At 64.3% G+C, this 14,206-nt stretch carries 14 protein-coding genes; 7 read left to right on the plus strand and 7 right to left on the minus strand.

From position 1 onward, the window contains the following. Positions 1-109 precede the first annotated feature (109 nt). On the minus strand, positions 110-775 hold the full coding sequence (ccmB, locus tag CK215_RS18635) for a heme exporter protein CcmB (RefSeq protein ID WP_095779955.1): 666 nt from the start codon (positions 773-775) through the stop codon (positions 110-112). 40 nt (positions 776-815) lie between these two features. After that, positions 816-1,418, minus strand: coding sequence for a heme ABC exporter ATP-binding protein CcmA (gene ccmA, locus CK215_RS18640; protein ID WP_095831821.1), 603 nt, complete (start codon positions 1,416-1,418; stop codon positions 816-818). Between the two features lie 283 nt (positions 1,419-1,701). Here ccmA and acnA point away from each other — a divergent pair, with 283 nt between their 5' ends. The 4 genes from acnA (at position 1,702) to CK215_RS18660 (ending at position 7,003) form a co-directional block, all read left to right on the plus strand. After that, entirely contained in the window at positions 1,702-4,392 is a 2,691-nt protein-coding gene (gene acnA, locus CK215_RS18645; protein WP_095831778.1) for an aconitate hydratase AcnA, read from the plus strand. 350 nt (positions 4,393-4,742) lie between these two features. Beyond that, complete coding sequence (locus tag CK215_RS18650; protein WP_095831779.1) at positions 4,743-5,531, plus strand: thioredoxin family protein; 789 nt, start codon at positions 4,743-4,745, stop codon at positions 5,529-5,531. Positions 5,532-5,595: 64 nt separating this feature from the next. Continuing rightward, positions 5,596-6,177, plus strand: a complete 582-nt coding sequence (locus tag CK215_RS18655) for a GNAT family protein (protein ID WP_095779952.1) — start codon at positions 5,596-5,598, stop codon at positions 6,175-6,177. A 439-nt stretch (positions 6,178-6,616) separates the two neighbouring features. After that, positions 6,617-7,003: a DUF2794 domain-containing protein gene (locus CK215_RS18660; protein WP_095779977.1), complete on the plus strand. Its 387-nt coding sequence runs from the start codon at positions 6,617-6,619 to the stop codon at positions 7,001-7,003. Here the strand turns inward: CK215_RS18660 and CK215_RS18665 are convergent. From CK215_RS18665 to CK215_RS18680, 4 genes are all read right to left on the minus strand, one after another. Then, positions 7,000-7,575 carry a GNAT family N-acetyltransferase gene (locus CK215_RS18665; protein ID WP_067323686.1) on the minus strand — a complete coding sequence of 192 codons (576 nt, stop codon included), beginning with the start codon at positions 7,573-7,575 and terminating at the stop codon, positions 7,000-7,002. The genes CK215_RS18660 and CK215_RS18665 overlap by 4 nt on opposite strands. Positions 7,576-7,688: 113 nt before the next feature. After that, on the minus strand, positions 7,689-8,429 hold the full coding sequence (locus CK215_RS18670; RefSeq protein WP_067323688.1) for a Bax inhibitor-1/YccA family protein: 741 nt from the start codon (positions 8,427-8,429) through the stop codon (positions 7,689-7,691). Between the two features lie 244 nt (positions 8,430-8,673). Continuing rightward, positions 8,674-11,214, minus strand: coding sequence for an ABC transporter permease (locus CK215_RS18675; protein ID WP_095831780.1), 2,541 nt, complete (start codon positions 11,212-11,214; stop codon positions 8,674-8,676). After that, on the minus strand, positions 11,214-11,912 hold the full coding sequence (locus tag CK215_RS18680; protein WP_095831781.1) for an ABC transporter ATP-binding protein: 699 nt from the start codon (positions 11,910-11,912) through the stop codon (positions 11,214-11,216). Before CK215_RS18680 ends, CK215_RS18675 begins: the two co-directional genes overlap by 1 nt. A gap of 83 nt (positions 11,913-11,995) precedes the next feature. Between CK215_RS18680 and CK215_RS18685 the strand changes: the two genes are divergently transcribed. Both CK215_RS18685 and thpR read left to right on the plus strand, forming a co-directional pair. Further along, on the plus strand, positions 11,996-12,637 hold the full coding sequence (locus CK215_RS18685; protein ID WP_067323694.1) for an arylesterase: 642 nt from the start codon (positions 11,996-11,998) through the stop codon (positions 12,635-12,637). Between the two features lie 121 nt (positions 12,638-12,758). Then, positions 12,759-13,355: an RNA 2',3'-cyclic phosphodiesterase gene (thpR, locus tag CK215_RS18690; RefSeq protein ID WP_066991784.1), complete on the plus strand. Its 597-nt coding sequence runs from the start codon at positions 12,759-12,761 to the stop codon at positions 13,353-13,355. Here the strand turns inward: thpR and CK215_RS18695 are convergent. Continuing rightward, positions 13,259-13,777 carry a low molecular weight protein-tyrosine-phosphatase gene (locus CK215_RS18695; RefSeq protein ID WP_095831782.1) on the minus strand — a complete coding sequence of 173 codons (519 nt, stop codon included), beginning with the start codon at positions 13,775-13,777 and terminating at the stop codon, positions 13,259-13,261. The genes thpR and CK215_RS18695 overlap by 97 nt on opposite strands. Positions 13,778-13,826: 49 nt before the next feature. Between CK215_RS18695 and CK215_RS18700 the strand changes: the two genes are divergently transcribed. Beyond that, positions 13,827-14,120, plus strand: a complete 294-nt coding sequence (locus CK215_RS18700) for a 4a-hydroxytetrahydrobiopterin dehydratase (protein ID WP_095831783.1) — start codon at positions 13,827-13,829, stop codon at positions 14,118-14,120. The last annotated feature ends 86 nt before the right edge of the window (positions 14,121-14,206 follow it).

The following is a 14,206-nucleotide window of genomic DNA, read 5'->3' on the forward strand; positions in this document are numbered from 1 at the left end:
CACCTTCCGCGCCTGCCATGCCAATCCGTTCGACCATGCCTTCCCTTAACTCTGCGTCACATGCCGCGCAATCAGGCGCGGCGCCGCAGTTGAGAAACGCCCCAGCGCCTCAATCCGTCCCGTGCCGCAACGCCAGCGCCGCGGCCAGCGGTCCGACCACGGCAAGAAACAGCGTCAGCGCGGCAAGAATGAGGAAGGGCTGCAGGAACGGCGCGGGATCGGCCACCGCGCCATAGCTCGCCGAGACGCCGAAGATCAGCACCGGAATGGTGAGCGGCAGCACCAGCACGGAGATCAAGAGCCCGCCGCGCGGCAGCGCCACAGCCACGGCCGCTCCGGCGGCGCCGATGAAGGTTATGGCCGGCGTGCCGACAAGAAGCGTAAATGCCGTCGCGCCGATACCGAGCGGCTCCATGTTCATGAACAGGCCGAGCAAAGGTGCCGCGATCACCAGCGGCAGCACGCTGCCCGCCCAATGCGCCAGACACTTGGTCAGCACCGTCAACGCCAGCATGTGACGGTCGCTGTTGAGCACCAGAAGATCGAGCGAGCCGTCCTCGCGGTCGGCCTGGAAGAGGCGATCGAGCCCAAGCAGACAGGCGAGCAGGGCGGCGATCCACAGGATCGCCGGACCGATGCGCGACAACAGGTTGAGGTCGGGCCCGACGCCGAACGGGATTGTGGCAATCACCGCCAGGAAGAAGATGACGCCGATCAGCGCGCCGCCGCCGGCGCGGATGGAGAGGCGGATATCGCGGAGGAAGAGGGCTAGCATGACTTGGTATGCCTTCGCCCAGGGGTGCCTCGCGCCGACATCAGTCACCCATCCTCAACGTCTTGGCTCCCTCGAGCCCGAGCGGCAAATGCGTGGCCGCCACGATGATGCCTCCCTCTCGGCAATGCCCTCTCATCAATCCCGCGAATCGTTCCTCCGAAGCCTTGTCCAGCCCTGCGGTCGGTTCGTCGAGCAGCCAGACCGGCCGGCGGCTGACCAGGAGCTTCGCGATCGAGGCGCGCCGCCTTTGCCCGGTCGAAAGGTAGCCGAACGGCAGGTGCCCGAGCCCATCCAGTCCGACCGTCTCCAGCGCCTGCCCCACGCTCAAACCAGCCTCGCCCTGGAAGGCGCGCCAGAAGCCCAGGTTTTCTTCGACGCTGAGGGCGGTCTTCATCGCATTGAGATGGCCGAGATAGTGCGAGGCCGAAGCGACCGATGGAAACTCGTCGCCGCCGCCCTCGACATTCACCTTGCCTTCGGCCGGCGGCAGCAAGCCGGCGATGACCCGCAAAAGGGTCGATTTGCCGGCGCCGTTCGGCCCGGTGACGACGAGTGCCTCGCCCCTGTCGAGGGCGAATTCGATACCGGAAAAAACCGTCTCGCCGCCGCGCTCGCCGCCCAGATTTTCGGCGATCAGCCGCATCCTTGCCCGTCCCGAAAGCACCGTTTCGCGGCCGCCGCCGCATCGCACAAATTTGCTTTTCGACTGTCTAGAACTATTCCAGAAAATTCTCTATATGCGGTTCATCCGTGCCAGCGGTCGGCGCGGGAACAGAATTAGCGCCGAACCAGCGCACGCGCCGCCTTCAACGGCTCGGGTTGCTCGGGAGCGGACAGCGGAAATGGCCGTACCCGCACCTTTGCGCGTGATTGCATGCCAACGGCGTCCGTTCCCTTTCAGGCTGAACAGACAAGGACGGATCGCCGTGACGAAATCCCTCGATAGTTTCAACTGCCGCCGCACCCTGACCGTGGGTGGCGCGGACTATGTCTATTTCGACCTCGCAGAGGCGGAGAAAAACGGCCTTGGCGGCATTGCCCAGCTGCCCTATTCGATGAAGGTGCTGCTGGAGAACCTGCTGCGCAACGAAGACGGCCGCTCGGTCACCAAGGAAAGCATCCAGGCGGTCGCGGCATGGCTCACCGACAAGGGCACTGCCGGTGTCGAGATCGCCTACCGCCCGGCCCGCGTGCTGATGCAGGATTTCACCGGCGTTCCGGCCGTTGTCGATCTCGCGGCCATGCGCGACGGTATCAGGGCGCTCGGCGGCGATCCGGAGAAGATCAACCCGCTGGTGCCGGTGGATCTCGTCATCGACCACTCCGTCATCGTCGACGAATTCGGCACGCCGATGGCCTTCGCCCGCAATGTCGAGCTCGAATATGAGCGCAACGAGGAGCGCTACAAGTTCCTGAAGTGGGGCCAGCAGGCCTTCCGCAACTTCCGCGTCGTGCCGCCGGGCACCGGCATCTGCCACCAGGTCAATCTCGAATATCTGGGACAGGTCGTGTGGACCAACGCGGAAGAGGGCGAGACCACAGCCTACCCCGACACCTGCGTCGGCACCGATTCGCACACCACCATGATCAACGGCCTGGGCGTGCTCGGCTGGGGCGTCGGCGGCATCGAGGCCGAGGCCGCAATGCTTGGCCAGCCGGTCTCCATGCTTCTGCCGGAAGTGATCGGCTTCCGCCTCACCGGCAAGCTCAAGGAAGGCGTCACCGCCACCGACCTGGTGCTCACCGTCACCCAGATGCTGCGCAAGAAGGGCGTCGTCGGCAAGTTCGTTGAGTTCTTCGGCCCAGGCCTCTCCAACATGACGCTGGCCGACCGCGCCACCATCGGCAACATGGCGCCGGAATATGGCGCCACCTGCGGCTTCTTCCCGGTCGATAGCGAGACCATCCGCTATCTGACGATGTCCGGCCGCGAGGAAAGCCGCATCGCGCTGGTCGAGGCCTATTCCAAGGCGCAGGGCATGTGGCGCGACGCCGGCTCGGCCGATCCGGTCTTCACCGATCTGCTCGAGCTCGATCTCGGCGACGTCGTGCCGTCGATGGCCGGCCCGAAGCGCCCGGAAGGCCGCGTCGCGCTGCAGGACATTCCCGCCGGCTTCACCAAGGCGATGGAGACCGAGTACAAAAAGGCCGTCGAGATCTCGAAGCGCTACGCCGTCGAAGGCACCGCTCACGATCTCGGCCATGGCGACGTCGTGATCGCCGCCATCACTTCGTGCACCAACACCTCCAACCCGAGCGTCTTGATCGGCGCCGGCCTGTTGGCTCGCAATGCCAACCGGCGCGGCCTGAACCAGAAGCCGTGGGTGAAGACCTCGCTGGCGCCCGGAAGCCAGGTGGTCGCCGAATATCTCGAGAAATCCGGCCTGCAGAAGGAACTCGACCAGATCGGCTTCAACCTGGTCGGCTTCGGCTGCACCACCTGCATCGGCAATTCCGGCCCGCTGCCGGCGCCGATCTCCAAGACCATCAACGACAAAGGCTTGATCGCTGCCGCGGTGTTGTCCGGCAACCGCAACTTCGAAGGTCGCGTTTCTCCGGACGTCCAGGCGAACTATCTCGCCTCGCCGCCGCTGGTGGTGGCGCATGCGCTGGCCGGCACCGTCACCAAGGACCTCACTACCGAGCCGCTCGGCGAGGGCAGCGACGGCAAGCCGGTCTATCTCAAGGACATCTGGCCGACCTCGGCCGAGATCCAGGAGTTCATCGAGAAGAACGTCACGCGCGAGCTTTTCGCCCGCAAATATGCCGACGTCTTCAAGGGCGACGAATATTGGCAGAAGGTGAAGGCGCCGGAAGGCCAGACCTATGCCTGGGACGATCATTCGACCTATGTGCAGAACCCGCCTTATTTCGCCGGCATGGGCCGCGCCTTCGGCAAAGTGGGCGACATCAAGGGCGCGCGCGTGCTTGGTCTCTTCGGCGACAAGATCACCACCGATCACATCTCGCCGGCCGGCTCGATCAAGGCGGCTTCGCCGGCAGGCAAGTACCTCACCGAGCACGGCGTCGGCGTCGCCGACTTCAACCAGTACGGCACGCGGCGCGGCAATCATGAGGTGATGATGCGCGGCACCTTCGCCAACATCCGCATCCGCAACCACATGCTGGGCGAGAACGGCCGCGAAGGCGGCTACACGATCCACTATCCCTCGAAGGAGGAGATGTCGATCTACGATGCCGCCATGGAATACAAGAAGGAAGGCGTGCCGCTGGTCATCTTCGCCGGCGTCGAATATGGCAACGGCTCCTCGCGCGACTGGGCAGCCAAGGGAACCAACCTCCTTGGTGTCCGCGCCGTCATCGCCCAGTCCTTCGAGCGCATCCACCGCTCGAACCTGGTCGGCATGGGGGTCATCCCCTTCGTCTTCGAGGACGGCACCTCATGGGCTTCCCTCAACCTCAAAGGCGACGAGCTGGTCGAGATCGACGGCCTGGATGCCATCAAGCCGCGCCAGAAGATGACGGCCAAGGTCACCTATGGCGACGGTACGCTGAAGAACGTGCCGATCATCTGTCGCATCGATACGCTGGACGAACTCGACTACTTCAAGAACGGCGGCATCCTGCAATACGTGCTGCGCGATTTGGCTGCGTAGCGACAGGGAATAGGCGGTAGGCATAGGCAGGGGGAGATTTTCCCACTGCCTGGTGCCTGCTGACGTCCTAGTTAAACTGCGGCAGGCCAAGCATTCTCCGGCCCGGCTCAAAGTCCAAGTCCGATTGGCGCGCAATAGAAATCCTCCGGAGCAGCAAACTTACCCCTTCGCGGCGATGCGGTCCCGAAATCGAACCGGGTCGAAGAATGCAGTGGCCCCTCCTGTCGCCGCCTTACCTGCGGTCGGCGACAAAATTTCACCGCAACGTGACTTCCCGTTGACTGTCCGTTCTGCCACATATTTTAGCAACCAGAACAAGGCCGGCGTGACCGGCGGGAATTGGAACGGTCATGGCATTGCGAGGACCATTGCGGCTTACGGCAGTTGCGCTGGTCCTCACGGCGTTGAGCCGCGTGGCCTCAGCAGCCGAGCTTGAGAAAGTCGCGACCGGCAAGCCGCAGACTGAAAAGCCTTTGGGCGTCGTCGAGTTGTTCACCAGCCAGGGCTGCAGCTCCTGTCCGCCGGCCGATGAATTCTTCGCCGAGCTGGCGGCGAAGGAAAATGTCGTCGCGCTCGCATATCACGTCAATTACTGGGACTATCTGGGCTGGCAGGACACGCTGAGCAACAAAGAGAACACCGAGCGGCAGTATGACTATATGCGCGCCTTCGGCAGCCGTTCGGTCTATACCCCGCAAGCCGTCATCAACGGCCGCAGCCATGTCAACGGCGCCAACCGCAAGGAGATAGACGGCGCGCTGGTCCGCATGGACAGGACCGGCGAGGGCATGCGGGTCGGCATCAAGGTGAGCCGCACCAGCGATCGGGTCATGATTGACGCCGGCGATGCCGGCAATGGGCCGACCGACGCCCATGTGGTGATCGTCTATTTCGATCCGCCGCAGATGGTGAAGATCGGCCAGGGCGAAAACAGCGGCCGCAACATGACCTATTGGAACGCCGTTTCCGACATCCAGATCGCTGGCATGTGGAACGGCAAGGCGCAGCGCTACGAGCTGCCGATGACGGAGATTGCGAAGAAGGGCGGCTGTGCCGTGCTGCTGCAGTCCGTCGGCAAGGACGGCGTCCCGGGACCGATTCTCGGCGCCGCGCTCATCCGCAAGCCTGACCGGCTCTGACGGCTCCGCTGACAAAACCTGATCGCCGACGAAAGCCGGCCGGGGCCCACGAAGCAGAGCATCCATGGCAAAGCGACCCGAGCCGCACCCGATTCTCCTGACGACGCGGCTACGCCTGCGTCAGTTCAGGGCTGAGGACACGGATGCGATGCACGAATGCTTTGCCGACCCGGAGGCGATGCGGTTTTGGAACGCACCAGTCCACACCAAGCGGACCGAGACCGAGCGCACCGTGCTCAGATATGTCGCCTGCACTCCGTCCTACCATCGGCACTGGGCGGTCGCCGACATTGAGACTGACCGCTGCCTCGGCCTCGTCAGCTATCACGATGGCCACATCCGCAACAAGCGTGCGGCCATCGGCTATTTCATCAACCCCGCATATCAGAGCCGGGGCATGGCCACCGAGGCTGTCTCGGCGATGCTCGACTTCTGTTTCGACGATCTCGGCCTGCACCGTCTGCAGGCGTTCATCGATCCCAACAACACCCCGTCGCGCAAATTGGTCGAGAAACTCGGATTCGGGCGCGAAGGCCTACTGCGCGATCATCTGTGTGTCGGCGGCATCTGGCGCGATGAGATCCTGTATGCGCTCCTTAGGACTGGTCGCTCATCCAGCGCAGCGGTTCCAGCTCTCATTCCCTGATCGTGCATTGTGATGACGCCCGTCTGGCCGCGAGACAGGGGCCGGCGGGCCAGAGCGGACAGGCATGAAAAAACCGGCGTCAGCTTGCTTCTGACGCCGGTATTCAGGTTTTGGGATCGTCGCACCTGATTTTTCCAAGGAAAAACCGAGGTTGGTTCGATCCGACGCTGACCCGTGGGCGGGGGGCTTGGGGTTTACGAGCCGGTGCCGGACCGAACCGTCTCAGGCAACGCGGGTAAACTCGTCGGACATTGGGGCATGAGCGCGGATAATTTGTGGCGACAATGTGGCAGAGCATCACCAATTCCAACACGCGTTTTGCAAACGTGACTGGACCTTTCGGAAACGGCGGACCGCAAGCCTGCTTCGCCGGCCCTTGCAATTCGGCCGCGAAAGCGCGAACCTTGGCCGGCGCAAGATTCAATCGAAGGATCGCGGCATGACCGATCACAGCAGCGGGACGGAGGATGGGGAAGCATCCGGAATACTGATCCCGCTGCATGAGGCGCGCAGCGCACGCCTCGACCAGCCGGTGCGCTTCGACCGGCGCGAGCTCGACCAGATCCTAAGGCTTTACGGACGCATGGTGGCGGCCAATGAATGGCGCGACTATGCGATCGACCATCTTTCCGATCGCGCTGTCTTTTCGGTCTTCCGCCGCGCCAGCGAAGTGCCGCTGTTCCAGATCGTCAAGGACCCGAAATTGGCGCGCCGACAGGGCGCCTTCGCCGTCATCGCCGCCGGCGGACGGATCCTCAAGCGCGGTCAGGAACTCGGCCGCGTGCTCGGCGTATTCGATCCCAAGCTGAAGCTGGTCGAAGCTTAACTATCCAATTTGCCGCGAAATCTCCGCTCCGGCAGTGACTCCGGATCCGGCGGCACTTCCGCGCCGCCGTTGAGCGGCAGCTGCATGAACACGGTGTCCAGCCAGCGCCCATGCTTGTAGCCGGAGCCTTCCAGGCGCCCGGAGTGACGAAAGCCGAGCTTCTCGTGCAGGCGCACCGAGGCGCTGTCGGCATGGCCGTCGCCGATCACCGCGACGATCTGGCGAAAGCCGGCCAGGCGTGCCGCCTCGATGAGCGCCAGCATCAGCAGGCGGCCGATGCCCTGGCCCTTGGCCTCGGGCGCCACATAGACCGAGTCCTCGACGGTGAAGCGATAGGCGGGCCGGGGCCGGAACGGTCCGGCATAGGCGTAGCCGAGCACGACGCCCTCCCTTTCAGCCACAAGATAGGGAAAGCCGCCTCGTGCCAAACTGTCGAATCGATCGCCCATTTCGGCGCGGCTGGGCGGCTCCAGTTCGTAGCTTGCGGTGCCGTGCGTGACCGCGTCCGCATAGATTTCGGTTATTCGGTCGAGGTCGGCCGCAGTAGCGGCTCTGATCGCCAGATTGCTCATAATTTGTGCAGTTCTTCCTGTTGCCTCAATATCAGCAGAGGAGCGCACAAAAGGAAAGGGCGGCCGTTGGGCCGCCCTTTCCGAAGTCTATGGTCCAGCCGGACGGCTACCGTTTAGCGGCGGTCGCCCATGAACTGCAGCAGGAACATGAACAGGTTGATGAAGTCGAGATAGAGCTGCAGGGCGCCCATGATCGCCTTGCGGCCGGCGACATCCGCGACGTCACCCTCGAAATACATCTCCTTGATGCGCTGCGTGTCGTAGGCGGTGAGGCCCGCGAACACCAGCACGCCGATCGCCGAAATGGCGAAGGCCAGCGCCGACGACGCCAGGAAGATGTTGATGACCATCGCGATCAGCAGCCCGATCACGCCCATGATCAGGAACGAGCCGAACGCGCTCAGGTCGCGCCTGGTCGTGTAGCCGTAGAGCGACAGGCCCCCGAAGGCCGCGGCCGTGGCGAAGAAGGTCTGGGTAATGCTGGTGCCGGTGTAGACGAGGAAGATCGTCGACAGCGACAGGCCGACAAGGCCGGCATAAACCCAGAACGTGGTCTGCGCCGCAGCCACGCTCATCGATTGGATCCTGAAGGACAGGAACATCACGGCAGCGAGAGGCGCCAGGATAACGACCCAGCGGAACGCGCTAGCATAGATGAGCTGGCCGAAGGCGGTGAGCTGGCCGTCGCCGGTGACGGCAAGCTGGAATGCGCCCCAGGCGGCAATGCCTGTGATGAGCAGGCCAAGCCCCATCAGGTTATAGACTTTGATCATATAGGCCCGCAGGCCCTGATCGATATCGACGCGCGCGCCGGAGGCGGCGGACGTCTGGTAGTTGCGAATGGGATCAGCCATTGGAAATCCTCTATTGCTTCTGCCCCGTCCGGTGACAGGTCCTTGGAGCGACCTCCTTGGACCAGGCGCCGCTGGCGGGACTCCAGCATGCCTAGCGCGAAATATGAGCGTTCTCGACCTCAAGAACAAGACGGTAACGAGCGGTAACGCTTCGTGAGAAGGCAAAAGCCCGATTTTCAGCCTTTTCCCGCCGGCATTCTTACCAAGATTTAACGCAGACAGGCCACCGAAGGGCGCTGCCGGATCAAAGCTCGCGCAGCACCGGCGCCGCCTTGTGGCCAAGCACCCGCCAGGTGCCGGCAAGGCCGATGCCGACGGTGACGGCGAGCGAGACGAGGATCGTCGCCACCGCAACTTCCGGCATGAAGTGCGACGGCAGCGTCATGATGCGGGCCACCACGAACCATGCCGCGACGCCGCCCGCGGCAAGCGCGAACAGCGCGGTTGCAAGACCGATCAGCACATATTCCAGCGAGAAGGCCGCAATCAGCGTCCTCCTTGTCGCGCCGAGCGTCTTCAGCACCACCGCGTCGTGGATGCGCGCCCGGTTGCCGGCGGCCAAAGCCCCGGAGAGCACCAGCACGGAGGCGATCAGCGCCACGCCGGCTGCGGCGCGGATCGCAGTGCCCAGCTGCGCGACCAGCCGGTTGACGATGTCGAGCGCGTCCTTGACCCTCACCGTCGTCACTGCCGGAAAGGCGCGGGTGACAGCGTTGAGCAGCCGCGCGTCGTCGGCCGTGGTGGCCTTTCTGTCGGTCAGCGTCGCCAGCCAGCCATGCGGCGCGCCGGCGAACGTATTGGGCGAGAAGATCATGACGAAATTGATACCCATGGTTTCCCACTCGACCTGGCGGAAGCTGGCTATTCTTGCCGTCACGTTGCGGCCGAGCACGTTGACCGTGACCGTGTCGCCGAGCTTCAGCCCGATCGCTTTGCCTTCCTCGGCCGAGAACGACACCAGCGGCTCGCCGGAATAGTCCTGCGGCCACCATTTGCCTTCGGTCAGCGTAGCGTTTTCCGGCTGCTTTGCGTCATAGGTCAGCCCGCGGTCGCCGCGCAGCACCCAGGCGCCGTCGGCGGGGACCTTCACCTTGTCGACGTCGATGCCGTTGAGCGCCATGATGCGGCCGCGCAGCATCGGCACCTTGACCAGCATCCCTTGCGGCGCTTCCTTTTCGACCAGGCCGGCAAAGGCATCGACATCGCTGCTCTGGATGTCGACGAAGAAGAAGTTGGGCGCCCGCTCCGGCAGACTGCCGGAGATCTGGCGTCTGAGATTCCCGTCGATCAGCGCCAGCGTCACCAGCAGCGTCAGGCCGAGCCCGAGCGACAGCACCACCGATGGCGTCAGCGCGCCGGGCCGGTGGATATTGCCGAGCGCCAGCCTGAGAGAGACCGAGCGCAGCCGCGGGCTTCGCCGGGCCAGCCATTGGACCAGCGCAGCCACCAGCCGCAGCACCAGGAAGGCAAAGGCGGTGGCGCCGACGAAGATCGAGGCGATGCGCCGAGCGTCGGCGAAAAGGATGGCGAGCGCCGCCAGCGCGAGCACGATCGTCAGCGCGGCGCCGACATAGGGCAGGCGCGGCAGGCCGCGGCTTTCGAACCCCATTTCGCGAAACAGCGCCGTTGCCGGCACGTCGCGGGCGCGGCCGAGCGGCAGCAGCGCGAAGGCCAGCGTCACCAAAAGGCCGAACAGGGCCGCGATCGCAAGCGCGCCGGGATAAAAGCCGCCTTGCGCCGGCACCGGAATGACCGACTGCAGGAGCGCGCTCGCCACGAACGGCATTGCCGCACCCAGGATCAGGCCAAGCACGATGCCGAGGCCGGCAATCAAAAGGATCTGCACGAGATAGATGGTGAAGACGAAGCCCCCGGAGGCGCCGAGGCTCTTGAAGGTGGCGATGACGCCGCGCTTGCCGTCGAGATAGGCGCGGACCGCATTCGCCACGCCGACGCCGCCGACCACAAGCGCCGTCAGCCCGACCAGCGTCAGGAACTGCGAGAAGCGCTGGATGTTGGCGGAAAGCGCCGGCGCTGCGTTGCTGCGCGTGCGGATCGACCAGCCGGCCTGCGGAAAATCCTTCGCCGCTTCGGCCTGAATGCCTTTGATGCGCGCCTCGCTCGCGCCATCGGGCAGTCGGATCTTATAGGCGTTCTCGACCAGGCTGCCGGGCTGAACCAGCCCTGACGCGACCAGCCCGTCGTGCGAAATCATCAGCCGCGGCGCGAAGCCGAAACCGTCGGAAATCGCGTCGGGTTCGCTGACCAATCGGGCCCTCAGCTCGAACGTTGTGCCGCCAAGCTTCAAGCGGTCGCCGATATGCAGATTGAGGCGATCGAACAAGAGATCGGGCGCGGCGGCGCCGAAGATGCCGGATCTCTCGCCGAACAACTCATTCCTGGGCAGCTGCGGATCGGTCTCCAGCGTGCCGTAAAGCGGATAGGCGTCGTCGACCGCCTTGGCTTCGACCAGCGCCTGGTCGGAGCCGTCCTCGAGCCGCGCCATCGAGCGCATGCCGGAATTCAGCGAGACCGTGCCGAGGCTCTTGATGAAGCCGAGCTCGGCGTCCGAAGCGCTGCGCTGGTTGATCTGGAAGCGCAGGTCGCCGCCGAGCAGCGTCTGGCCCTGGTTGGCGACGCCGGCGGTAATCGCCTGCGCCACCGAATTGACGCCGCCGATCGCCGCGACGCCAAGCGCGATGCAGGCGAGGAAGATCATGAAGCCGGACAGCCCGCCGCGCATCTCTCGCAGCGAGAAGCGGAGGGCCAGTCTCAAAGTCCGCATCAGGCCGGCACCTTAGCCTGTTTTGGCGCGTCCTCGATGCGTCCCGAGCGCATCGACACCTGGCGCGAGCAGCGGGCCGCAAGCGCCGGATCGTGCGTGACCAGCACCAGCGTCATGCCGCGCTCCGTCGCCTTGGCGAAGAGGAGGTCGGCGATCTGCTTTCCCGTCGCCTGGTCGAGGTTGCCGGTCGGCTCGTCGGCAATGAGGATGCGCGGCGAAGGCGCCAGGGCCCTGGCGATCGCCACGCGCTGCTGCTCGCCGCCCGAAAGCTCTCCCGGATAGTGCGTCACGCGGTCGCTCAAGCCGACCGCCGCGAGCTCCTGCGCGGCCACCCCGAACGGGTCGTTGTGCCCGGCGAGCTCCAGCGGCACCGCGACATTCTCAAGCGCCGTCATGTTGGGGATAAGGTGGAAGGACTGGAAGACAATGCCGATGTTTCGCCCCCGAAATGAAGCAATCTGGTCCTCGCTTCTGCCGTTGAGCAATTCTCCGGCGATCCGAACCGTGCCCGAATCGACCCTTTCCAGCCCGGCCAGAACCATCAGCAAGGTGGACTTGCCGGATCCCGACGGGCCGACGATCCCGGTGGCTTCGCCGGCGGCCACATCGAGGCTGACACCCTTCAGTACATGGACGGAGGAAGCGCCCTCGCCGAGCGTCAGCGAGACATCCCTCAATGCGATGACGGCTTCTGTCACAATGAATGCGCCCTATATGGTGGAAGAAGGAGGCAAAAATGTCTCCTTTGCATGAATCGTGTCGGTCATATGGGGCTCGCCGCATGGCTTTCAAACACTCAGCTGCCGCAGCCCTCACTCTTCTCCTGGTGGTTTGCGGTGCCATTTCGCCGGCGCGCGCCGATACGTTCAAGATCGTCGGCTTCGGCGACAGCCTGATGGCGGGGTTCAGCCTTGGTCCCGATGAGGGCTTCACCGATAAATTGCAGGCGGCCTTGAAGGCAAAAGGCCTCGACGTCGCCGTCGGCAATGCCGGGGTTTCCGGCGACACCACAAGCGGCGGCCTCGCGCGGCTCGACTGGTCGGTGCCCGACGGCACCGGGCTCGTCATCCTCGAGCTCGGCGCCAACGACATGCTGCGCGGCGTCTCGCCCGAGATCGCCGAGAAAAATCTCGACGCTATGTTGGCCAAGTTGAAGCAACGGAACATCCCGGTGCTCCTGGCAGGCATGCTTGCAGCGCCCAATCTCGGCGCCGAGTACCAGAAGGCCTTCGACGCCATCTACCCGAAGCTTGCCGCGAAATACGCCGTTCCGCTCTATCCGTTTTTTCTTGACGGGGTCGCCGGCCACCCGGCCATGCAGCTGGAGGACGGTCTTCATCCCAACCCGAAGGGAATAGACGTCATGGTCAAAGGCATTCTACCGGTCGTGGAAAAGGCCATCGCCGCCAAGGGCGGCGCGTGATGAGACCAAAACGCCACGGTTTCCCCAGGGGAAAGCTTGTGGACAACAAACCGCTTGCCCCGCATGGCTATCGATGATTCGCTAGGGGCGAGAGTTTCGATTCGAGGACAGGAGGCTTCCCATGCCACGTCTTTTCACCGCCCTCGAAATTCCGCGTGATGCCGCGCTTTCACTCTCGCTGCTCCGGGGCGGCCTGCCCGGAGCCCGCTGGATCGACGTCGAAAACTATCATCTGACGCTGCGCTTCATCGGCGATGTGGAGGGCCATATCGCCGACGACATCGCCAATGCGCTCGATCGCGTCAACCGTCCCTCCTTCCCCCTGGCGCTCTCCGGCGTGGGCGCTTTCGGCGGCAAGAAGCCGCACGCCGTATGGGCCGGCGTGTCCGCCTCGCCGGACCTGGTGGCGCTGCAGGGCGAGATCGACCGCATCTGCCAGCGGCTCGGCCTGCCGGCCGATCCGCGCAAATTCTCGCCGCATGTGACGCTCGCGCGCCTGCGCAATTCGAGCCCGGCGGACGTCGCGCAATATCTGTCGGCGCGCGGCAACTTTTCCACGCTGCCCTTCCGGGTCGGCCGCTTCGTCTTGATGTCGTCGCGCGATTCGGTCGGCGGCGGCCCCTACATCGTCGAGGAAGCCTGGCCGCTGGTCGGCGCCGATCCGCTCGCTTCCAGCCGCTTCGCCAGCGCCTCCGACGCCTCGCGGATCATGCGGTAGACCGAAACGAAGGCCTGCTGGTCTTCGTAGTAAGGGTCCGGCACGTCGCGCGCATTTCCGCTGGCAAAGTCCAGGAAGAGATGAATGCGGTCGCGCGCGGCCAGCGGCGCCAACGCCTTCAGATCGCGCACATTCGTCCGGTCCATGCCGAGAATCAGGTCGAAGCGCGAAAAATCGTCCAGCGCTATCCTGCGCGCCCTTTGCGCGGAAATGTCGATGCCGTGCCTTGTGGCAACCGCGATCGAACGCGGATCGGGCGCGGAGCCGACCTCCCAGCCGCTGGTCGCGGCCGAATCGAGCAGGATGTCCCGGCCTTCCCCGCGCTCGGTCCACACGGCGCGGAAGACGCCTTCGGCCAAGGGCGAGCGGCAGATGTTGCCGAGGCAGACGAACAGAATGGATTTTATGGGCTTTGCGCTCATCGATCCGGCGCTATGGTTGGATTACCTCCGAATAGCACGGGAACCCGACATGACCAGGGAAAAACTCAACAAGGAAGCGATCACTGCAGCGCTGGCGGAACTCGAAGGCTGGTCGATGGCCGCCGACGGCGCCTCCATCAAGCGCAGCTTCCGCTTCAAGAACTTCTCCGAGGCCTTCGCCTTCATGACCCGCGTGGCGCTGGCCGCCGAGAAGATGGACCACCACCCCGATTGGTCGAACGTCTACAAGACCGTCGACGTCACGCTGAACACGCATGACGCCGGCGGCGTCACGGCGCTAGACATCGAACTGGCGAAGCGAATGAACCGCTATTTCGGCTAACGACTGCCGATAAGTCCGTTCCGATTTTCCGGGTCGGCAACGGTGGAGACTCTTGCAGGGGGGTGCCGCTTTCACCACATCTTCCG

This window comes from Mesorhizobium sp. WSM3864 (assembly GCF_002294955.1).
GTDB lineage: Bacteria > Pseudomonadota > Alphaproteobacteria > Rhizobiales > Rhizobiaceae > Mesorhizobium.